Below are 22,162 nucleotides of genomic sequence, written 5' to 3' on the forward strand. Positions count from 1 at the left end.
ATAAATAAAAATGATTTCATAAAAATTAATTATCGTCAAAGCTTTAAAGTTTACATTGAAAATAGTTTTAGGTTATGGTAATCTATTATCACGGGAAAACAATTCCAAATCTAAAAAAGAGGGGGGTGAAGACAATGATTTATAATGAAGAAATTCTTAATGAGGCCCTAAATATTGGCAGAAAATACTTGCACGAAGGTGCTGTTGCAGATTATATTCCTGAGCTAGCTAAAGTTGACCCAAATAAGATTGCAATAACTACAATCGAAGATGGAAATACAATTAGTGTTGGCGACTCAAAAAATAAATTTTCCATTCAGTCAATAGTAAAGGTAATTTTGTATGCCATTGCTATGGAAAATTACAAGGTTGCGGAATTAAAAAAATATGTAGGAGTTAGACCTTCGGCAAAGCCTTTTAACAGCGTAATAGAGTTAGAACTTTCTGAAAAGAAAATTCCAGTAAATCCCTTTATCAATGCGGGAGCAATTATTATAGTAGCTATTTTATATAATGTTTATAGAGAAAAAACTTTTGAAGTAATACTTAAAAAGGCAAGCGAGTTTTTGGGAGAAGATGTTGACTACAGCAGAGAAATCGCACAGTCAGAAAAGGAATCTTCCTTTACAAATAGAACTCTAATTTATTTAATGTTGGCTAAGGGAATTTTGCCAAGCGATACGAAAGTAGAAGAAGTTTTGGATACATATTTTAAAGCTTGTTCAATTCTGGTGAACACAGAAAATTTGGCTCACATGTCTTATGTTATTTCAAATAGTGGCATTGACACTAATGGGAATAAAGTCATAACAGCAAAAGAAGCGAAAGTTTTAAGGTCACTTATGGCAACTTGTGGAACTTATGACTATTCAGGCGATTTTGCCATAAGAGTAGGAGTTCCTGCAAAATCTGGAGTTGGTGGAGGTATAGTTACTGCATCGAAAAGTAAAAGAGGACTTGCAGTTTATTCGCCGAGACTTGACTCTCATGGCAACTCCTATTCTGGAGTTAGAATGTTAGAATATTTATCAGAAAATTTAGACTTATCAATTTATTAGAAAATCTTAAAAAAAATAGAGAGGTGGAAAAATGAGAGAATTAATATCAGCCGTTAATGGTGTTTTATATTATCCAATATTAATTATAGTATTGCTTGCTTGTGGATTTTATTTCACAATAAGAACAAAATTTATACAATTTGGCCTATTAGGCGAAGCCTTTAAAGTTATAGGCGAAAAACCAGAAGGCAAAGACGATGTATCTTCCTTCCAAGCACTTATGGTATCAACTGCATCAAGAGTAGGTACTGGTAATATAGTTGGTGTTGCCAATGCAATTTGCCTTGGTGGACCTGGTGCAGTATTTTGGATGTGGATTATAGCACTTATTGGTGGTGCATCAGCCTTTATTGAATCAACACTTGCACAAATTTATAAAAAACGTGGAGACGACGGAGTATCCTATGGTGGACCTTCTTACTACATCGAAAATGCCATTGGCTCAAGAGGACTTGGAGTTCTATTTGCAGTAGCTCTTATTGCAACTTATGCAGTTGGATTTAATATGCTTGCATCCTTTAACTTACAAGACTCCTTTAGAGTATATGACTTCTATGTACCAGGAAAAACTTCTTGGATGATAGGTGCAGTTTTAGCACTAATAGCAGGATATTGTATCCTTGGTGGTGGAAAGAGAATAATAAAATTCACATCTTTATTAGTACCAATCATGGGCGTTATATTTGTAATCATGGCTATTATCATGATAGTTTTAAACGCAAAAAATATTCCTTCAATGTTTGGAATGATTTTTGAAGATGCTTTTAACTTCAAAGCAATCTTTGGTGGAGTTGCAGGTTCAGCTCTAGTACAAGGTATTAAGAGAGGACTATATTCAAATGAAGCAGGTATGGGTTCCGCACCAAACGCTGCAGCATCAGCATCAGTTTCTCATCCTGTAAAACAAGGTCTAGTACAAATGATTTCTGTATTCCTAGACACAATTGTAATTTGTTCAGCAACTGCTTTTATGGCACTAGCATCAGGAATTGCTCCAACTGAAGAATTAGCAGGAGCACCATTTGTACAAGCATCACTTTCAACAGTATTTGGATCTTATGGAAACCTATTTATCACAGTTTCCCTTGCATTATTTGCATTCACTACATTACTTGGAAACTTATACTATGTAGACTCTTGTTTGACATACCTAAACAAAAAAACACCTTCAAAGACATTTATGCTTTGCTACAGAATTATAGCAACAATCCTAATCTTTGTAGGAGCTGGAATGGAAATGTCACTTGCATGGGATGTAGCTGACCTATTAATGGGAATCATGTGCTTAATCAATATTCCATCAATAATTTATCTTGGAAGCGTTGCTCTTAAAGCTCTTGAAGACTATAAGAAGCAAAGAAGCGAAGGCAAAAACCCAGTATTTAAAGCAGAAACAATTGGCATTGACACATCAAAATTAGATTACTGGAAATAATGTCTTAGAAATTAATTTTGAAAAATTTGATTCATAAATAATAAAAAATTTGGACCTTGGTTTATAACTTAGGTCCATTTTTTTGTAACAAATTATTTATTTTAGAATATCTACTATCTCCCCTTGTGCCACTTTTCCTTCTTTAAAGATTGACAGAAGTGGATAGCAGTGGCAAAGTCCCTCGCCAACAATTAATTTATATTTTACGTCATAACTTTTTAGGGCAGCTTCAAAAAGTGGGGCGAAGGCATAAATCACTTCATAAGATCCATAGTAAAGATAGGTCATAGGAAAATTTTTAAAGTTTCCCCTAAAGGGATAAAGCATATAGTCTGGCACATCTTCATCCTTTGTCATAATATTTTTTGCAGTTTCAAAATATTTGTAGTCGACTATAATATCTTTTTCATTTAATTTTTTAAGAGTATCCATGTCAAGCTCATCACATAGACAGCCACCTGCAGAAGATGCGATAATTTCTCTTGGCATTCTTATGTCTAAATTATTTTCATTTATGTAAAGAAAAATTCCAAGGGCAAGAGAGGCTCCAGAAGAAAAACCAATAACAGAAAGAGACTCCTTGTCGTAGATTTTTGTCATCTCCTCGTAAAGTTTTACTGTTGAAGCATAAGTTTTAACTATGCTATTTTCTATGCAAAGAGGATAAAAATAAAAGTAGACATCCTTTCCCGTCTTGCGACAAATTTTTTTCGCAAGAGAAAGATCTCTCTTGTCGGGATTTGTTATGTAACCACCGCCAAATAAATATAAAATTGCACCAGGCCTTTTATTTTTTGAATGAAGAATGATTAATCTTTGAGATAAAAATGTTTTATCTTCAAAATAAAGATCCTTTTCATTTTGAATTTTAAAACTTGGTTTTTGATTTTGCCTTCTAGCGTAATTTAAAATTTTATCCTTAGGAAGCAAAAATATTTTTTTAAATCTAATTAATTTTACAAATTTTTCAAGAATTTTATAAGTAAAACTCATGGCGACCTCCAATCCAAGTAAATTTTATCACTAAATTACAAAAAATTTTATATAAATTACTATTCGCAAAACTTCATATTAGAATTTCATTTATATATGAATAGAAAGCAATAAAAAAATAGAGCCAAAGCCCTATTTTAAAAAATTATTTATTTGTATTAGCAAGCATACTTTCCATAAACCAAATTTGTTTTATATAATTAGTCATTTGGTCTTCCATTATATTTGAAAGTAGGAAATCATCGCTTGAGTCTGCAATTTCTTTCGCAGAGTTGTTCAAAAATTTAATAATTTCTAAAATTTTTATTACAGCGTCATTGCAAGAAATTTCTTTGTTTTCAAGATTTTCAAAGCTTGTAGTTTCAGAATATTCTTTGATATTACCGAAAGCAACTTCTCCTCTTTGTCTAATATATTCAGCAACTTCATCAGAGTATTCAAAAAGCTCATTGTAAAGTGCTTCAGTATATTCGTGTACTCCTTTAAAATTAAAACCGACAACATTCCAGTGTAAGTTGTGTAGCATTATATTTGCAGCCCAAAGATCTGCAAGATAAATTTTTATTTGTTTCATAAATTTCTCCTATTTTATAAAATTTAAATATTAATAAATTAAATCACATAAAATTTAACTTATTAATTTCATATAGAAAATACCCACTGTATAAAATTATAAACAATAATTTAAAAAAATAAAATAAAGTTTTTATTTTAAACAATTTATCATTATATTTTTAAAAATTCAAAGATTATTTGGAGACTAATAAATTGAAGATAAAATTTTAAATTTAATTGTATTCAAATCACTATGCAACCAAAAGTTGCGTTCTATTTGCTTGTTATGATTTTACTTTTTTGCTATCCTTTTTATAGGAAATAATTTTTTATAAATCTTTGATAGAAAGTTTATAAGAAAAATTTAGAAAATTAAGATAAAAAATTAAGGCGAGTGAAAATTATGTATGGAGAAAAAATTAAAGCTAAGAGAAGAGAACTAAATTTATCTCAAGAAGACTTGGCGGATAAACTTGGTGTAACTAGACAGGCTATTTCAAAGTGGGAAACTGGAAAGGCAACGCCAACAATGACAAATTTGAAGGAACTTTCTGAAATTTTTGAAGTTGATATTACATATTTTATTGGGAATTTAAAATTAAAAAACGAAGTAGAAGGAAAAAATAAAGATGGTAAATTAAATTTAATGGGAGACATTTTTGTTTACATTGTTTTAAGTATTTTAGGTTTTTTATTTTTTGCAAGTTATTATTTTTTATTTATGAAAGAATTTTTAAAAGTAAATCCAAAGGAAATTCCTTTTTTATATTTTACAGTTTATATGATTTTGGCCGTGTTTTCTTTTCCTCAAGGGTATAAAGATTTGGAAAAGAAATTTGAAAATTTAGATTACAATTTATTTTCTAAAGTTATTTTGCCATTAATTTATATTTTTTCTCCTATAATTGTTTTATATTTTATTCTTAAAAATAAAGATTAAGTCCAATAATCAGTGGATTTTTTATCTTAAAATAGATTTAGGTAATTGGATATGTTAAAATGTTTTTATATGGAGGTGTTTACATGGATACCAGTCGACCCTGGAAAAATGTATTAGTCTATGCGATAAAGGAGAAATTTCGAAGATTTAGCAAAAGCTAAGTCTATTTAAGTATGCCTCTTTACCGCCTAGACAGCGGCTTTTTTTATGGAAAAATTAAGGAGGCTTTATGAAAAATTACAACAGAGAAGAAATACTAAAAACTCAAGATTTAATCAACAGAATGGATCCTGTTGATATCGCAGAAAAACTAGAAGACCTTCCCAAGGAAGATTTAGCAATTTGGATAAAACTTTTAAATAAGGATTTATTGGCAGATGCCTTTTCCCTTTTGCCAAGAGATAAAAAAATTGAAGTAATGGGCTCACTTTCCCAAGAAAAAATTGCTAGCCTAATGAAAGACTTGGAAGAAGATGAAGTAGTAGATACTTTACAAGAATTGCCAGCCAACATGGTTAGAAAGCTCATGAACCACTACATTGACGAGGACAGAAGACCAGTCATAAATCAACTCTTAGGCTACCAAAGGGAATCTGTGGGCTCAATTATGTCTGTTGGCTTTATCTTTGTAAAAAAGACTACAAGTCCAACAGAAGCCTTGGAAAAAATTATTCACTCAGATTTAGACGCAGATAGACTTGAACAAGTTTGGGTTACTAACGAATCTCTTGTCTTAATAGGTTACGTGAACTTGGCAGACCTTCTTCGTAACAAAAATAAAAGAATAGAAGAATTTATGCACCAAATAAATTCTAGTGTATATGCAACAGATGACCAAGAAGTTGTTGCAAAGCTGGCTCAAAAATATGACTTATCAGAAATACCAGTAACAGATTCCGAAGGAAGACTCGTTGGTATCGTGCCAGTAGAATGGGCAATTGACATTATGCACGATGAATATGAAGAAGACCTTGCCAATATCCACGGTATTAGTGAATCATCACCAGAACATTATTGGGATAAGTCAGTATTGAAGTTAGCAAAAGATAGGACAATGTGGCTTATCATTTGCCTAGTCACAGCAACCTTTACTAGCTTTATAATAAAAAGATATGAGACACTTTTAGCATCAAGCGTGGCTCTTGCAGCCTACATCCCAATGTTAATGGACTCAGGCGGAAACGCAGGAACTCAATCTTCTACAACTATAATTCGTGGCATTTACACAGGAGAAGTTGAATTTAAAGAATTTTTGCAAGTAATGTTTAAAGAACTCCGCATTGGACTTATTGTTGGAGTAATACTTGTCATTGTTAACATAATTAGAATGTCAATATTTGACAAAGTGGATATAGGGGTAACACTTACGGTGTCAGTTACACTTCTTACTACAATAGTTTTGTCAAAGATGATTGGAGGAATACTTCCGCTTATTGCAGAGAAATTAAAAATCGACCCAACAATTATGGCAGGCCCACTCATCACAACAATAGTGGATACCCTTGTACTCTTTGTGTATTTTGAAGTGGCAACAGCTTTAATAGGAGTTTAAAAATTAAAAAGACTATTTTTTGAATAACTTTCAATATAAAACTCTCCCAGTAAAATTCTGAGAGAGTTCTTTATTTATTTATAAAATTTTCTAAGTTTTCTTGATTTTTTGATATTTTGTCAAGATTGGTATCTTCTATTTTTAATTTTTCTTCTACCTCATCACGAGTAAAGCTAAAGATTTCTCTTTCGCTTTCATCTACATAATATAAATTGTCCAAGTTTTTTATTAGGGCAAAAGTTGTGGCTGCGTTTTTAAATAGTTCTTCTTTTTTTACGTCTTCATAATTTTTGCAGAAAACTTTTAAGCCAAAGGGTTCTTTTTCTGACAGTATTTTTATTTCTCCTGTTTGAAAATTTTTATGGTATTTTTGTCCATAAACTATTTGTGAGACCTTTGAGTTGTCGCCAACATAATCTGTTTTAAAATCATATAGGCTCTTTTCTTTTTTATTGCAAGAAGAAAAAATTAAAAGAATTACAAAGATTATAGGGATTAATTTTTTCATATCATCACCTCTTTACTAAATTATAGCAAAAAAATAAAAAGTCTCTAGGACTTTTTAAATTCTCGCATTAATTATGTTCTAGTATTACATTATTGTTCTAAAAAATATTCCAAAAATCAAAATAATTAAAAAGATTAAAGTAAATTTGTAGTTCACGGTTTTCCTTCTCCAATATTATTTTAACATTTCTTTTAACTCATTGATTAGGGTTAGGTTTGTCACATCGTACAATAGGGGACTTACTGTTGCGTAGTTTTGTCCAAGATAATAAACGTCTGAGTCATCAGCGTTATTTTCCTTTGGAAAGCCCCTTAGTTTCATGTTGTAGCCTTCGCCATCTTCTGATATGTCATATATAGACATTACATCGGCACCAACCTTGCAGACTTCTATTCCCTTTAGTTCTTCGTAGTCAAGATAGGGAACATTTATATTTAATACTTGCAGCTTTTTAAAGTCTTCAAGTTTATTAAAGACATCCATGGCAACTTTTGCTGCAGTGTCAAATTTTGAATGACCCTTTACCCATTGAGCTGATACTGCTATTGCTGGTATGTTAAATAGATTTGCTTCGATAGCGGCTGAAACTGTGCCTGAATACAAGACATTTGTGGCAGTGTTGTAGCCAGAGTTTATTCCAGAGAAGCAATAATCAAATTTTTCGTCAAGTAAATGTACGGCTGCTCTCACACAGTCTGCTGGGGTACCATAGACACATAGGCTTCTTATATTTTCAAGTCCCTCAAGTTTGGCATCTTGTACCATTAAGGGGTTTTTGAAAGTTATTGCGTGAGACTTACCAGAGTTTTCTACATTTGGTGCTGCAATTGTAACCTTGTGCCCTTCATCTATAAGTGCCTTTGCAAGGACTTCTATACCTTCGGCGTTTATTCCGTCGTCATTAGTAACTAATATGTTCAATATTTTCCTCCCTTTAAAGTTTTCTTAAAGTTCAAATACTTTTGATGGCAAAAATCTAGGTGCAACATCAATTGTGTAGTCTACATTTTCTTCTTTGTGTTCTGATGTAAGAATATTGGTAATTGTCTGTAGAGCCACCTCTGGTAAATTGTTGTCAGAGGAAAGATGACCCAAGAGAATTTTTTCTTTTTTCTTTTTTAATATCATTGATAGGACTTCTGCTGCATTTTCGTTGGAGAGGTGTCCCTTGGCAGATAGTATTCTTTGTTTTGTTGCATAGGGATAGGTCCCATTCATTAGCATGTCCACATCGTGATTGGATTCGAGATAATAAAGTTCTGAGCCATCCATTTTTTCCATGGCATCTTGATTTACCCAACCTGTATCTGTCAATAGAGAGACTTTTTTGTCTCCGCTTATTACAAAACCACAACCATTTGCGCAATCGTGGAAGGTGGAGACAGGCATTATTTCCAAGTCTTTAAAGGTAAAGCTCTTTCCATTTTCAAAGATAAAAGTGTTCTTCGCATCTAACTTTTTCACTATGGGAAGCATTCCATCTAGGGTCATCTTGTTGGAGAAAACTTTTAGATTATGTCTTCTTGATAAGACACCCACAGATTTTATGTGGTCAATGTGCTCGTGAGTGACAAAAATGGCGTCAATATCACTTGCCTTTATCCCAATTTTTTCCAAGTTCTCCTCGATTTTTTTACCTGAAAGTCCTGCATCTATAATAATTTTTGTATTTTTATATTCAATATATTGGCAGTTACCTGATGAGCCACTAGCCAATGAGCAAAATTTCATAAAAACCTCCAAGGCTATTTTAACACAGGCTCTAAAATTTGTTAAGTTTAGTAATTAGAGAGGACTGTATATTCTCCATCAGTGAACTTAACCTTCCAAGCTGGTATGGCACGACCATTTACTGCTCGAGTGATGTCTTCTATATAGCCTTGGTCTTCTGGGTTAAAGTAAAAGCAAGGCATAATTTTTTCTATGGTCTTGTTGTAGTATTCTGTCTTATTTAAAAGGCCAAGGAGCACACGAGGAGCTGGCGATAGATAAATTTTTTGCTCAGATTTATCTAAGACATCTAGCCAAAGTCTATCCATAGACATGACACCTCTCTCGTCAATGACAAAATTTGTGTAGGAAGACTCAACGGGAATGCTGTCAAAAACTTTTGTATAATTTAAAATATATTTGTCGCCATCTATTTTGTAGTAGCTTAAATAAATATCTCTGGTGTCATACTTTTTGTCTAGTAAAAAATTTTGGGCAATATTTTGTGCTTCTTCAAGGTTGTCTATTTTAAAATTATTTTCTTTTTTCCTATTTTCGTAAAAGGCTCTTCTGCCATTTACCAAGTTTATATATTCGTCGCCAAGAGAGATTTCCGCCAAGTCTGTACTTGGTCTTTCCACATTGCCTGCTCCCTTGAAGTATCTGTCATTTATGTCTTCTTCTGAAGATGTTTCAAAGGAAACTAAGACTGAAGGGAGTTTTTTAGTTTGTCTTGGGATTTTTGTGTCTAACTCAATATTTTTTTCTGCCAAAAGTGCAGTTACTTCTCTTACAAAATCTCTTCTTGTAGATTCATTTCTCAACCTAAAATCATTGTATTTTGTGTAGAAAAATAAAACTGAATTGGCAACTAAGAGGGCGATTATTAATATTTTTTTATTTTTTTCCAATCCATAATATCTACCTTATCATCATTAGCTTTCCACTTTCGGTATTAAAATAATAAATATTACCCATATATGCCATCTCGTAGACTAACATTGGCTCTTCAGCCTCATAATTATTAAAGCTCAAATAGACTAAATTTAGATTTTCTACGGCACTTAAAACATCCATAGTAGTTACATTATTAAAGAGGTCTCTGTTTTTATTTATAATTCTATGAATGTCTTGGAGATAAATTTTTTCTCGCTTATAAATTGGGTTGTTATCCTTTCTAATGTAATACTCTCTGTAATTTTTCACAAATTCAGAATAGACATCAATTTCTATAAAACTGTGGTCTTTTGAAGGAAGGACTAAAGGAATTTGTCCGTCTTTTAAGTTGAAGAAAAATCTGTAGCCAAGGTTTCCGTTGTAGTCGCAAGGTTCAATCTTCTCAAGATAAATGCCTGAACTTATGCCAGTTTTTTGGGCGATAAACTCTACAGCTCTGTCTAAGGATTTGTTTAAGTCTCTTGATTTCACATCAAAAAGTGATTCAAGAGAGTATTCAATTACACCTTCAGAGGAAAGTGAGAGGTACTCATTTTCATAGATATAAGTATTTTTGCCATCAACAGTAATTTCTCTAATGTAGTCAATGGGAACATTTAAAAATCTTTCAGCTAGAGTTGATTTTTTGTCTTCTTCTAGATTATAAAGTCCAGACACATAAGAAACCTTTTGGAGAGAAACATAATCATCATCGGGAATGTAGATGTCCTTTTTTATTCCATAGGCTTCGTAAAAGTTTATGGCATGAAGTCCCTTTTCTTTTACTTCAGTTAACATTTTTTCAATATCGAAGTCTACTTTAATGTCCATTAACTTGTAGAAACTTTTGCTGCCAGAGATATAAATCTCTCCCAATTCTGATATATAAATGGAATCCACGCTTAGGTTTATGTCATTGGAATTTCTTTTGTCGCCAATTAAATTCACAAAAACAGAACCAGATAAGGGCGAATTAAATTTAAAAACTATGGACTTTTCCTTTTGAAGATTCAAATATTCTTCAGTGTTAATTAATTTTAAATTATCTGAAGTTGCCCTTTGAAGTTTTTCAGAAATATCTTCAGCAGTCATTTTCCAATATTCACGGAGGTCAGTAGTCATGTAATGCTCTCTGTCACCAAGGTTTGCAATAATTCTTTGGGGAGTTAAAATCTCTTCCAAAAATTCACTAACATCTCCTATTGTCATTGTGTCTTCGTCACTTGTATCAAAGGAGAGCCAAAGGTTTTTTGATTGAAAGACAAGTAGAAGAATTAAAAAAATTATTGATAAGGTGGACAGTGATTTATGATGCTTCTTCATTGTCTTCACCTGCTTTAAATAGGAGACTAATACTTGTACCTTTACCAAATACTGAATCAACTTTTAAACTTCCACCAAGGGATTTTATCATTTCGTTGGCAATAGATAGGCCTAGGCCCGTGCCGCCCATAGCACGACTTCTACCCTTTTCCACGCGGTAAAATCTCTCTGTAATTCTTGGAAGGTCTTCCTTTGGTATTCCTATTCCATTGTCAGATACTTTTATTTCAACAAAGTCGCCTACATTTTTTGCTTCAATAGAAATTTTTCCATTGTCAGGAGTGTATTTGCAGGCATTGGAAATAATATTCGTAAGAATTTGGTCAGCTCCATTTCTATCGGCGTAGATGTCCTTTATGTCCATGGCAATATCAAATTCAATTTTGTGATTTTTTTGGGTGATGAGTAGTGATTGTGACTCAATTGCCTCGTCGATAAATTCATAAGTGTCGAATTTTGCGAGATTTAGATTGTCCTTATTGTAATCAATGTTTGATAGAGAAAGAAGGTCTGTCACAATTCTTGACATTCTAGAATTTTCTCTGTCGATTACCTTTAGAAATTTCTTTTCAGAGCTTCTATCTAAATTGCTATCTAAAAGTGTTTCTGTATAAGATTTAATAGTTGTAATAGGCGTTTTTAGTTCGTGACTTACATTTGCCACAAATTCCTTGCGCATTATATCAAGCATGTGTTCCTTGTTTACATTTTGAAGCACAATTATTAGTCCGGAATTTACAAAGGTATCAGACTTATAAGGAGCGTACTTGATTTTGTAAAAAGTATCAGAAATTTTTGTCAGCTCTTCGCCCTTTAGAGTTTCCTCATTTTTGTAGTCAATGTTGTAAAGATTTATACTCTTTAAATTAATTTCACGATTAAAGTCTTTTTCAGAAATATTTAAAATTTTCTTAGCAATGGAATTGGCATGTATTAGTTTGTTATTCCTGTCAATGGCAATGACACCTTCTGCCATATAATTAAAGATTGTGTTAAGCTTTGACTTTTCCAAATCCATTTTGCCAATAGTCTCGCGAAGCTCCTTAGTGAGGAAATTAAACATAAGACCAAGTTCGCCGATTTCATCATCGCTTTTTACCTCAACACTTTGGTTAAAGTTACCCTTTGCCATAGCCTTTGCCTTTTTAGTGAGGGCACGAATGGGATTTGTAATAGAATTTGCTATAAAATAACCTAAAATTGAAGTTGTAATAAGTGAGATTATAGTTGCGTAAGTAATTATTACCTTGGAATCTTCAATTACAGAATAAATAGAATTTAGGTTTCTAGTCATATAAATAATTGCAAGAATTTTTCCGTCGCCAGATAAAATAGGCCTTGCAATATGTTTTTCTATGTTGTCTTCATTTTTATAGTCCACAATTTTTTCACGAGTTTTGCCATTTAGTGCGTCCATGACAAGTTTTGGTTCAATGAATTTTAAGGAATAAGCATCTTTTACATATTCAGAAGAAATATTTTTTGTGCTTGCAATAATTTGTGGAGCTGCATCAGATGAGATAACATAAGCAGATTCTTCACTGGAAATACCCCAGTCTTTTAGGGTTTGGTCAAGCTGGGGTAAGGTTTTTGTATTATTATCTTTTAAAAAAGCGGAGGTTGTAGTTGCAAGTGTATCCATAGTTTTTACCATGGAAGAAGTTGCAGTTTCGATTTGCACATTTTCAAGTCTATCAATTATAAAAGTTGAGGCGATAAACATGGAAATAAGCACAAGTACAACATAAATTAAAATAAACCTTGATTTAATAGAGTGACTCATTAGGATTCACCCTTGTCTGATGCGAATAGATAGCCAACTCCTCTTTTAGTTTTGATGTACTTAAAGTCTTTGTTTTCATCTTCGATTTTTTCACGGAGGCGTCTAACAGTTACATCAACGGTCCTTATATCTCCATAATATTCATATTCCCATACTTCTTCTAATAATTCTTCTCTGGAAAAAACTACGCCCGGATGGGAGGCTAGATATTTTAAAAGCTCAAATTCGCGAAGAGTTAATTCAATACTTTCGCCATCTTTTTTTACTTGGTATTTATTCAAATCAATTTCAAGATCCATAGCCTTTAAAATCTTTGTGTCTTCTTCTTTTTTTTCTTGGGAATCAAATCGTCTCAAAACAGCTTTAACTCTAGCAAGTAGCTCTCTCATAGAAAAGGGTTTTACAACGTAATCGTCTGCACCAAGTTCAAGACCAAGGACTTTATCAACCTCATCTTCTCTGGCTGTTAGCATAATAACAGGCACATCAGAAGATTTTCTAATTTCCCTAAGTGCTTCAAATCCATTTAATTTTGGCATCATTATGTCAAGTAAAATTAAATCATAGTTATTTTCACTAGCAAGTTCAATGGCACTTTTGCCGTTGTCTGCAGTATCAATAAAATATCCTTCTTTTTCAAAATTAAATTTTATAATATCAGAAATTGCAGATTCATCGTCCACTACCAGTATTTTTTCTTCCATAAAAAATCACCCTTTATTCTTTATCAACTTTTGCAAAAATTTCGTCATTTCCCTTTTCTGAGTATAAAATTAATAGAGTTTTAGTGTCAAGTATTCCATCTATCTTTAAAATCATATCATAAAATCTAGTTAAATCAGAAGTATTTACAGTTTTTATGCGAAGCATTATGCAATGTTCTCCTGTAACTCTATAACATTCAAAAATTTTAAACTTATCATCTCTAATATCCATGATTTTAGATATAAGTTTTGCAAAATCATTTGTATTGACTTTAGCTAGGACATAAGTGTCTACATTGTAGCCAATTTTTTGCCAATCAATAATTACATTGTATCCCTTAATAAAACCAGCATCTTCCATTTTATATATTCTTCTATGAATTGCAGGTCTTGTGAGATTTAATTTTTTTGAAATATCCTCGTGACTTATCCTACCATTTTTTCTCAAGAGCTCTAAAATTTCGATATCAATTTCATCTAAATTTTCATTTTTTCTCATAAAAGTCTCCCTGTTACGAATTGTATAAATTTTATTACTAACTTTACTTTATTTTAACATAAATTAAAAAAATTAAAGAAATTTAAACTTTGTAAAATATTATAGAAAATTTATAGCAAAAAACTTTATGAGATGATAATTCTTTATAGAGAAGAGAAAATAGTATATAATAACTTGCAGGGAGGCTCCTATGGAAAACTTTTCAGAGCTCAGTTTTAGAAAAATGAAATTAGAGGATGTTTTTACTTTTAGAAATTGGGGAAGACATGATTCAAAATTATTTTTAGAATATAATTTTCTTGAGGAGGAAGAAGAATCTATTATAGATTGGTACAAGTGGAAGACCCACAGAGCCTTTTCAGAATATTATGTTATCCTCTTGGGAGAAAAAATTATTGGTTATATCTCCTTAAAAAATATAAACAACCTCTTAAAAAGAGGAGAGCTTGGGATTGTACTAGACCCCTCTTATATTAATAGGGGCTTTGGCAAAAAAACTTTGAAGTTATTTTTAGATTATTTAAAGAAAAGAAAGTTTAAAAAGATAATTTTATTTGCCGCAAGCTACAATGATAGAGCCATAAAAGTTTATAAGAGCCTTGGATTTAAAGAAAAATACAGATTTTTGATGAAATTCCCCAATGGAGATTATGAGGAAAATAATCCTGACTTTAAGGAGCACAGGGACTCCTTTAAAATTATTTTTAATAAAACTTTTAATTGCGCGATAAAAATGGAATTAGACCTTGAAAGAGATTGGTGAGAAATGTTTTTACTTGAAAAAAATAAATATGACCTTGGAGAGACTTCCATTGAAAATATTTTTATAAATGACTTTATGCCTGGCGCTAATGGAGAATTTGTAAAAGTTTATATTTTAGGTTACAAATTTGCCAAAGAAGCTAGAGAGGATATTACTAATGAAAAACTTGCAGATTACCTCGGCATATTGGAGTCTGATGTAAGTAGAGCTTGGGAATATTGGCAAAAGATGGGTATAGTTGAGCTTGAGGATGGGAAAGTAAAGTTTATAAATTTAAAAGAACTTTACATCAACAATGTCTACAACTTAAAGAAAGAAAAAAAGGAAGAGAAGGGTTATTCAGAAATTGTGGAAAACCCAACTTATGCCAATTTACTTACTAGAGCTGAGTTTTTGATGAGAGAGCCAATCGCTCCAATGAAAAAAATCGACATAATAAATTGGATTACTTCATACAATATGCCAGCTGATTTAATTGAAGAGGCATTTTTTTATACAACTGAAATCAAGGGTATTTACAATATTTCCTACGTTGAACAAGTTGTGAGAAATTGGTCAAGAGATAACATTAGAACTATGGAAGATGTGGAAAAGTCCTATATTGAGCATGACCTTAAATATTATAGGTATAAAAAAGTCATGAGATACATTGGAGTTGACAAGAAATTTAATCAAGCTGATTTTAATATTATTAATTCTTGGTTTGATGAATTTAATTTTTCTAAGGATTTGATTTTCGCTGCCTGCAACAGAACTTCAAAAATTTCTAAGCCAAATGTCAGCTATGTGGATGCAATACTTAGAAAATGGAAGGATCTTAACATCAATTCTGTAGAAGAAATTGAAGAGAAGGATAAAAAGAACAAAAAGAGAAAGCCAACAGCTTTTCACAATTTTAAACAGATAACCGACAAGTATTCTGAAGATGAACTTTTTGATGTAGCAATGAGAAAACAGCGCGAAGGCTTTAAAAAATTAGGTGTTGATTATGGAACTGACGGCAAAGATAAGTAATTATTATGAAAATCTTAGAAGAAAAAATACTGATATTCATGAAAAAAGAGTAGAAGAAATAAATAAAACAATTCCTGAAATAAGAGAAATTGATGGTCTAATTAGGGATATTGCTCTTCGTGCAGCTATTGAACAGATAAAAGATCCTAATCAAGATAAATCTTTTGAGGAGTCAGAAAAAATTTATAAACTCAAGCTTAAAAAGATGGACTTTTTAGAAAAAAAGGCTATCCTAGAGATTATCTTGAAGAAATATATACTTGCAAGGATTGTCATGACACAGGAATTAATGAGGATAACGAAAAATGTCACTGCTTGAAAAAATTAATTGTATCAGCATTATATGACATGTCCTCTATTTCCTATATGCTTGACAAGGAGAATTTTGACAAATTTGATTTGAATGTATTTTCCGAAAAAGTTTATGAAAAATTTAATATGTCGCCAAGGGAAAATATGAAAAGCATTCTTGCTCTTTCAAAAAATTTTATTAAAACTTTTGATGAGAAAAATGATTTGAACTTACTTCTTTGGGGACCAACTGGTCAGGGCAAGACTTTCTTACTCAACTGCATAGCGGCTGAACTTATAAATAAAGATGCCCTAGTTATTTATCAGACAGCTTATGAAATATTAAAGACAATTGAAGATAGAAAATTTAAAAATATATATGATGACAAGTATAATTTGTACTTTGAGTCTGACTTATTAATTGTAGATGATCTGGGGATTGAGTTTGTAAATTCTTTTACAACTTCAGAAATATTTAATATTATTAACACGAGGCTTTTGCGAGGCAAAAAGACATTAATTTCTACAAATTTATCGCCAAAGGAACTTTCAGAAACCTATACTGATAGAGTTTTTTCTCGTGTATTTCAAAAATTTGTGCCAATTAGATTTTTTGGACCAGACCTTAGATGGCAATAATTGCGACCAAGCAATGGAGGGAGAAAAGATGAAATTATCAAAAAGAATTGAAAAGGTAGAATATACAGCTATTAGAAAACTTACACCTTATGCTGACAAGGCAAGAAAAGAAGGAAAAAAGATTTACGCATTAAATATTGGTGCTCCAGATACTGATGTACCAGATGTTTATTATGAAACTTTTAAAACTTTTAAGAAGGGACCCCTTCCTTATACTAATGCACAAGGACATCCTGAATTAAGAGAAGCCACTGCAAAATATTATAAAAATAGAAATATAAAATTCGACGCAGATGATATTTACATCACTAGCGGAGCGAGTGAAGCTATACTATTTACCTTCCAAGTTATTGCAAATGAAGGCGATGCAGTCTTAACTACTGATCCTTTTTATACAAACTACATGACAGTTTTTGATCAACTTGGAGTTGAACTTGATGCCTTTAAGACTGATCCTGATAAGGGGTTTGCTCTTCCAGAAGAAGAAGAAATTGAAAAGCATATAAACGACAAAACTGTTGCTATTTTGCTTTCAAACCCAACTAATCCAACGGGAGCACTTTATTCAGAAGAAGAAATAGATAGAATAGTAAATCTTGCAAAAAAACACGATTTATATATAGTTGCAGATGAGGTTTATAGAGAGTTTGTTTACGATGGAAACACCTATAAGTCTTTTGGAGAAGTTGAAGGAATAGAAGAGAATTTAATTTTAATTGACTCTATCTCAAAAAGGTTTGGAGCTTGCGGAGCGAGAGTTGGCTCAGTTGCATCAAAGAATAAGAGATTTAATGACGGGATAAACAAACTTTGCAACTGCAGGCTTGCTGCATCAACTATAGAGCAAGTAGCTGCTGCAAAATTATATGGAATTGATAAAAGTTATTTTGAAGAAGTGAATAAAGAATACAAAAAAAGGCGCGATGTAATCTATGAAGAACTCATTAGCATACCTGGAGTTACAGTAAAAAAACCAAAAGGAGCCTTTTATGTAATGCCAAAACTTCCTGTTGACGATACAGAAAAATTCGCAATTTGGATGATTGAAAATTTTGATATAGACGGCGAAACTATTATGTTTGCGCCAGCAAGGGGATTTTTTAAGAATAAAGAAGATGGAAAGCAAATGGTAAGACTTGCCTTTATATTAAATATTGATGCCATAAAAAAGAGCATGAGAATCTTGAGAGAAGGCATTAAGGCCTATGTGAGTGAAAATGAAAAGAGATAAGATTTTAAAAATTTTAGAAAAAGTTATAATTTTTCTAGTAACTCTTATAATGATTTCAGTTCTTGCCAACCAATATATAAAGACAAGTGCAGGAGCTATAAATGAAAGTTTGAGAATTGCACAAATTGTCCTAGCTGTATTAATAGTTATTTTGACACTTCTTATGGCTATTATAAGTAAAAATAAGGGATTATTTTTTACCCTAATTGGATTTTATGCCTTGACTGCTTTACTTTTCTTTGTCTTTAAATCTGCAAATAGAATTTAAGCCTTTTGATTATTTTATACTTTAATTAGATAAACAAAGATGTTATAATAAACACAATAATTTGGGACTGTTAATGGACAGCCCCTTTTTTAAAAGTAGAGGATAAATTATGAATTTATTACTTATAACTCTTGTGCTTTTATTAGCCATAATAGCCACAAAAATTTCAAATAGGTCGGGTCTTCCTGCCCTGCTTTTGTTCTTGGCACTGGGAGTTATTTTTTCAGCCTTAGGTTATGATTTTAATAACTTTAAACTTGCAGAAAATATTGCCACAATAGCACTTATGATAATAATGTTTTATGGTGGATTTGGTACTAACTGGACAATGGGAAAAGGCACTGCTAAAGAAGCTATAACTCTTGCAAGTCTAGGTGTTTTTGCAACAGCAATGCTTACAGGACTTTTCTGCCACTATATTTTAAAGATTAATTTTTTAGAATCAATGTTACTTGGTTCAGTTGTTGCATCAACAGATTATGCTTCAGTATCAAATATTTTAGTTTCAAAAAAATTAAATTTAAAATATTCAACTGCACCGCTACTTGAAATCGAAAGTGGCTCCAATGACCCTACAGCCTATACCATGACCATGGTCTTCTTGTCACTTCTATCAGGTTATAGCGTCTCCGTTCCAATAATAATTTTGCAACAAGTTGTCCTTGGCATAATTGGAGGATTTTTGCTGGGATATATTTTTATAAAGATTATAGAAAAATTATCTCTTGACGAAGATGGACTTTTTTCAGTTTTTATTGCAACTATGATGATAGGAACTTATGCAATCACATCACTTGCTGGTGGCAATGGATTCTTGGCACTATATATACTTGGAATTTATATAGGAAATCACGAATTTAGACGAAAGAGAGACGTAGTATTTTTCTATGATGGGCTCTCTACAATTTTTCAAATAGCAATGTTTTTCCTCTTGGGACTTTTATCAGACATACATTTTATACTAGATGCATTGCCAATTGGATTTGTAATTGCAATATTTATGCTTTTATTGGCAAGACCACTTACAGTTTTTGGACTTATGCTGCCCTTTAAGATGAAAAAAAACCAGCTAACACTTATCTCACTAGCAGGACTTAGGGGAGCAGCTGCAATAGCCTTTGCCATAATGGTTGTAAATAGAGGCGTAAATCTATCCATTGATATCTTCCACATAGTATTTGTAATTTGTATATTTTCACTTTTAATTCAGGGAACAGCACTTCCCTTTGCCACAAAAAAACTGGATATGTATAATCCAAACGATACAGTTTTAAGGACCTTTAATTACTATTCAGATAAGACAGATTTGGAATTTATAAAAACTCATGTGACAAAGAATTCCCCTTGGGTAAACAAAAAAATATCTGATATAGAAATTGCCTTTAATGTAATAATTGCAAAGATAGAAAGAGATGACAAGAGTATTGTGCCAAGAGGAAGCACCTATTTAAGAGATGGAGATGTAGTAGTATTGGGTGGCGAAGCTTACTTTGATGCAACGGGAGAAGACCTCTTAGAGATAAAAATTTCTGAGACCCACAAGTGGGCTGGCAAAAGAGTAAGAGATATAAAAATGGACAAACACGAACTCATAATTATGGTAGAGACACCTTCTGGAGAAATTATTGTGCCAAGAGGAAATACGATTTTAAATCCAGGAGATAGAGCTGTTATATCCAAGGAATCAAATGAAATAGAAGACCCAGAATAGGAGGAAATATGTCTGACTTAAAAGAAATAAAGGAAGCACGTGAGGCACTTTTAGATTTGCAAGATGAAATTGACTCAGTAATAAAAAAGACAGAAAGTGCAAGTAGATGGGGCATCTTTGACATTTTTGCAGACTCAAGTCTAGTTGGCTTTGTAAAAAGAGGAAAGATAAAGGACATCAACTCTGGCTTAGAAATTATTCGCGAAAAATTAGAAATTGCCAAAAAGGAACTTGGCGATGTGAGAATAAATTTAGATGAAGAAATCAGCGACACAGATTATGATTTTTTTGTAGACGTAGTTTTTGATAACATCTTCACGGACCTAAGAGTAAATAGGGAAATAAAGGAGATAAGGGAAAATTTATCTGTCCTTAGAGAAAGAGTTGAAGAAATTTTAAAAAAATTAAATTAGATTTTAAAATTAACAATGAAAAGTTAAAGTAAAATCCTCGATTGGTCGAGGATTTTTTTTGCAAAAATTTTTCTTCATAGAAAATATGTATAGTTAAGATAAAAATCCAAGCCCATAAGATAGAAGGACCAAGGCAATAAAATTGTTTTTTTAATATAAATCATTAAGGGTTTTTTTATAAAGAAAAAGATCTCATAATTACTATAAAAGGATATAGTCATGTATTTAACAAGACTCTAAAATTTACTTACCAAGCAATTTAAAGTGATAATAAAAATAATTATCTTTGTAAAAATGTTTTCAATTTTTATTAAAGGCACTAGACGGCTTATTTTTTTAAGGTTATAATTAATTTAATCATGCAATTATATTATGAGAGGAGAAAAATATGCAAGATTCACAACAAAAGAAAATTAAGTGGTCCATGCTGGCGTTTATGGCATTTTCCACTTTATGGGGTTTTGGAAATGTTGTTAACGGTTTCGTATTCTTTAACGGAATCCAAGTAATATTTTCATGGATCCTAATGTTCGCACTTTACTTTATTCCTAATGCACTTATGGTAGGAGAACTTGGTTCATCCTTTAAGGACGAAGGTGGTGGAGTTACTTCATGGATTAGATCAACTTCAAGCGATAAGCTAGCTTATTATGCTGGTTGGACTTATTGGGCATGTCACATCACATATATCGCTTCTAAGGGTTCTGGTGGACTAAAGGCAATGAGCTGGATGTTCTTCCAAAATGCAGAAGTTTATGATTCAATGCCTACTCTTTATGTTCAATTAGCAACTTTAGCAGTGTTCTTAATATTCTGTTGGGTAGCTAGTAGAGGACTTAACCCACTTAAAAACCTAGCAACTATTGCTGGTTCAAGTATGTTTGTAATGGGCATTCTTTACATCTTAATGATGCTTGCTGCTCCAAAGATTAATCCAAATGGTGGTTACCAAGCTATGGACTGGTCTCTTAATAATTTAATACCAACTTTTGATATGAAGTATTTCACAAGTTTATCAATCCTTGTATTTGCTGTTGGTGGTATTGAAAAGATGAGTCCTTATGTAAACCACATGGAAGGAAATTCTTCAAAGGAATTCCCTAAGGCGATGATCTTTGCTGCTGTAATGGTAATTATTTCAGCCATCTTTGGTACTATTGCAATGGGTATGATGTTTGACCCTGCTATTATTAATGCAGACCAAGCAACTTTCGACTCTTATGCAGCTAATGGTGCTTATTGGGCTTTCCAAAGATTGGGAGAATATTATGGCGTTGGCAATGCAATTATGATTATCTACGCATTATGTAACATGATAGGACAATTCTCAACACTTGTTGTAAGTATTGACGCTCCACTAAGAATGTTACTTGACGATGATAGAACAAATAAATATATACCTACAAAGCTTTTAAAGAAAAATAAGTATGGAGCTTACATCAATGGTATTAAACTTATAATTGTCCTTGCAGGTTCAATTATTCTTGCACAAATCCTAGTTCCAGGTGCTGCAACTGTTTTAAGACAATTAACAAAACTTAACTCAATTACAATGCCACTACGTTATCTATGGGTATTCTTGGCATATATTTTCTTGAGAAAGAACAGGGGCGATGTAGAAAGAGAATTCTACTTTACTCGTAACCAAGGTATTGCATTATTCTTTGGTTTCTGGTGCTTTATAGTTACAGCTGCTTGTTGTATGCTAGGAATGATTTCAGATGACCCAATGCAAATGGCACTTAATGTAATTACACCACTTGTACTTGTTGCACTTGGAGTAATAATGCCAATGATTAGAGCAAAGGAAGATAGAAAATTAAGCTAAATTCCAAA

23 protein-coding genes are annotated in these 22,162 nt (G+C 32.1%); 13 read left to right on the forward strand and 10 right to left on the reverse strand.

The annotated features are described in order from the left end of the window. The first annotated feature begins 134 nt into the window (after positions 1-134). Entirely contained in the window at positions 135-1,058 is a 924-nt protein-coding gene (gene glsA / locus PTSHG_RS07290; protein WP_019108237.1) for a glutaminase A, read from the forward strand. 31 nt (positions 1,059-1,089) lie between these two features. Then, positions 1,090-2,493, forward strand: a complete 1,404-nt coding sequence (locus PTSHG_RS07295; protein ID WP_019108238.1) for an alanine/glycine:cation symporter family protein — start codon at positions 1,090-1,092, stop codon at positions 2,491-2,493. Between the two features lie 96 nt (positions 2,494-2,589). Here the strand turns inward: PTSHG_RS07295 and PTSHG_RS07300 are convergent, their stop codons facing one another. Together PTSHG_RS07300 and PTSHG_RS07305 are read right to left on the reverse strand one after the other, a co-directional pair. Beyond that, entirely contained in the window at positions 2,590-3,486 is an 897-nt protein-coding gene (locus tag PTSHG_RS07300; RefSeq protein WP_019108239.1) for an alpha/beta hydrolase, read from the reverse strand. A gap of 145 nt (positions 3,487-3,631) precedes the next feature. Then, entirely contained in the window at positions 3,632-4,060 is a 429-nt protein-coding gene (locus PTSHG_RS07305) for a Dps family protein (RefSeq protein WP_019108240.1), read from the reverse strand. A gap of 384 nt (positions 4,061-4,444) precedes the next feature. Between PTSHG_RS07305 and PTSHG_RS07310 the strand changes: the two genes are divergently transcribed. Further along, a complete protein-coding gene (locus PTSHG_RS07310) occupies positions 4,445-4,981 on the forward strand; it encodes a helix-turn-helix domain-containing protein (RefSeq protein WP_019108241.1) in 537 nt (178 codons plus the stop codon). Between the two features lie 229 nt (positions 4,982-5,210). Beyond that, positions 5,211-6,533, forward strand: coding sequence for a magnesium transporter (mgtE, locus tag PTSHG_RS07315; RefSeq protein ID WP_019108242.1), 1,323 nt, complete (start codon positions 5,211-5,213; stop codon positions 6,531-6,533). 70 nt (positions 6,534-6,603) lie between these two features. On the opposite strand, the gene PTSHG_RS07320 is transcribed toward mgtE, so the two are convergent. The 8 genes from PTSHG_RS07320 to PTSHG_RS07355 form a co-directional block, all read right to left on the reverse strand. Then, positions 6,604-7,041: a DUF4825 domain-containing protein gene (locus PTSHG_RS07320; RefSeq protein ID WP_019108243.1), complete on the reverse strand. Its 438-nt coding sequence runs from the start codon at positions 7,039-7,041 to the stop codon at positions 6,604-6,606. A gap of 174 nt (positions 7,042-7,215) precedes the next feature. Further along, entirely contained in the window at positions 7,216-7,962 is a 747-nt protein-coding gene (surE, locus tag PTSHG_RS07325) for a 5'/3'-nucleotidase SurE (RefSeq protein ID WP_019108244.1), read from the reverse strand. Between the two features lie 24 nt (positions 7,963-7,986). After that, positions 7,987-8,772, reverse strand: a complete 786-nt coding sequence (locus PTSHG_RS07330; RefSeq protein ID WP_019108245.1) for an MBL fold metallo-hydrolase — start codon at positions 8,770-8,772, stop codon at positions 7,987-7,989. A gap of 47 nt (positions 8,773-8,819) precedes the next feature. After that, entirely contained in the window at positions 8,820-9,662 is an 843-nt protein-coding gene (locus PTSHG_RS07335; RefSeq protein WP_019108246.1) for a two-component system regulatory protein YycI, read from the reverse strand. Positions 9,663-9,672: 10 nt separating this feature from the next. Further along, positions 9,673-11,010 (reverse strand): hypothetical protein, encoded by a 1,338-nt coding sequence (locus PTSHG_RS07340; protein ID WP_019108247.1) that lies wholly within the window; start codon positions 11,008-11,010, stop codon positions 9,673-9,675. Beyond that, the gene (locus PTSHG_RS07345) at positions 10,994-12,793 is read right to left on the reverse strand and encodes an ATP-binding protein (RefSeq protein WP_019108248.1); all 1,800 of its coding nucleotides are present in this window, start codon (positions 12,791-12,793) and stop codon (positions 10,994-10,996) included. The genes PTSHG_RS07340 and PTSHG_RS07345 overlap by 17 nt, the downstream gene beginning before the upstream one ends. Further along, positions 12,793-13,497, reverse strand: a complete 705-nt coding sequence (locus PTSHG_RS07350; protein ID WP_019108249.1) for a response regulator — start codon at positions 13,495-13,497, stop codon at positions 12,793-12,795. The genes PTSHG_RS07345 and PTSHG_RS07350 overlap by 1 nt, the downstream gene beginning before the upstream one ends. Before the next feature lie 13 nt (positions 13,498-13,510). After that, positions 13,511-13,996: an Lrp/AsnC family transcriptional regulator gene (locus PTSHG_RS07355; protein WP_019108250.1), complete on the reverse strand. Its 486-nt coding sequence runs from the start codon at positions 13,994-13,996 to the stop codon at positions 13,511-13,513. A gap of 190 nt (positions 13,997-14,186) precedes the next feature. Between PTSHG_RS07355 and PTSHG_RS07360 the strand changes: the two genes are divergently transcribed. The 9 genes from PTSHG_RS07360 (at position 14,187) to PTSHG_RS07395 (ending at position 22,154) form a co-directional block, all read left to right on the forward strand. Further along, the gene (locus PTSHG_RS07360) at positions 14,187-14,759 is read left to right on the forward strand and encodes a GNAT family N-acetyltransferase (protein WP_019108251.1); all 573 of its coding nucleotides are present in this window, start codon (positions 14,187-14,189) and stop codon (positions 14,757-14,759) included. Positions 14,760-14,762: 3 nt separating this feature from the next. Next, positions 14,763-15,773: a DnaD domain-containing protein gene (locus tag PTSHG_RS07365; protein WP_019108252.1), complete on the forward strand. Its 1,011-nt coding sequence runs from the start codon at positions 14,763-14,765 to the stop codon at positions 15,771-15,773. Then, positions 15,748-16,092, forward strand: a complete 345-nt coding sequence (locus PTSHG_RS10120) for a P-loop NTPase family protein (RefSeq protein WP_238318749.1) — start codon at positions 15,748-15,750, stop codon at positions 16,090-16,092. The genes PTSHG_RS07365 and PTSHG_RS10120 overlap by 26 nt, the downstream gene beginning before the upstream one ends. Then, the gene (locus tag PTSHG_RS09365; protein ID WP_238318760.1) at positions 16,026-16,703 is read left to right on the forward strand and encodes an ATP-binding protein; all 678 of its coding nucleotides are present in this window, start codon (positions 16,026-16,028) and stop codon (positions 16,701-16,703) included. The genes PTSHG_RS10120 and PTSHG_RS09365 overlap by 67 nt, the downstream gene beginning before the upstream one ends. A gap of 28 nt (positions 16,704-16,731) precedes the next feature. Further along, entirely contained in the window at positions 16,732-17,934 is a 1,203-nt protein-coding gene (locus PTSHG_RS07375) for a pyridoxal phosphate-dependent aminotransferase (RefSeq protein WP_019108253.1), read from the forward strand. Further along, complete coding sequence (locus PTSHG_RS07380) at positions 17,921-18,202, forward strand: hypothetical protein (protein WP_019108254.1); 282 nt, start codon at positions 17,921-17,923, stop codon at positions 18,200-18,202. Before PTSHG_RS07375 ends, PTSHG_RS07380 begins: the two co-directional genes overlap by 14 nt. A 109-nt stretch (positions 18,203-18,311) precedes the next feature. Then, entirely contained in the window at positions 18,312-19,913 is a 1,602-nt protein-coding gene (locus tag PTSHG_RS07385; RefSeq protein ID WP_019108255.1) for a potassium/proton antiporter, read from the forward strand. 8 nt (positions 19,914-19,921) lie between these two features. Further along, positions 19,922-20,326, forward strand: a complete 405-nt coding sequence (locus tag PTSHG_RS07390) for a hypothetical protein (RefSeq protein WP_019108256.1) — start codon at positions 19,922-19,924, stop codon at positions 20,324-20,326. Between the two features lie 388 nt (positions 20,327-20,714). Then, positions 20,715-22,154 (forward strand): APC family permease, encoded by a 1,440-nt coding sequence (locus PTSHG_RS07395; protein WP_019108257.1) that lies wholly within the window; start codon positions 20,715-20,717, stop codon positions 22,152-22,154. The last annotated feature ends 8 nt before the right edge of the window (positions 22,155-22,162 follow it).

The organism is Peptoniphilus senegalensis JC140, assembly GCF_000321025.1.
GTDB lineage: Bacteria > Bacillota > Clostridia > Tissierellales > Peptoniphilaceae > Peptoniphilus_A > Peptoniphilus_A senegalensis.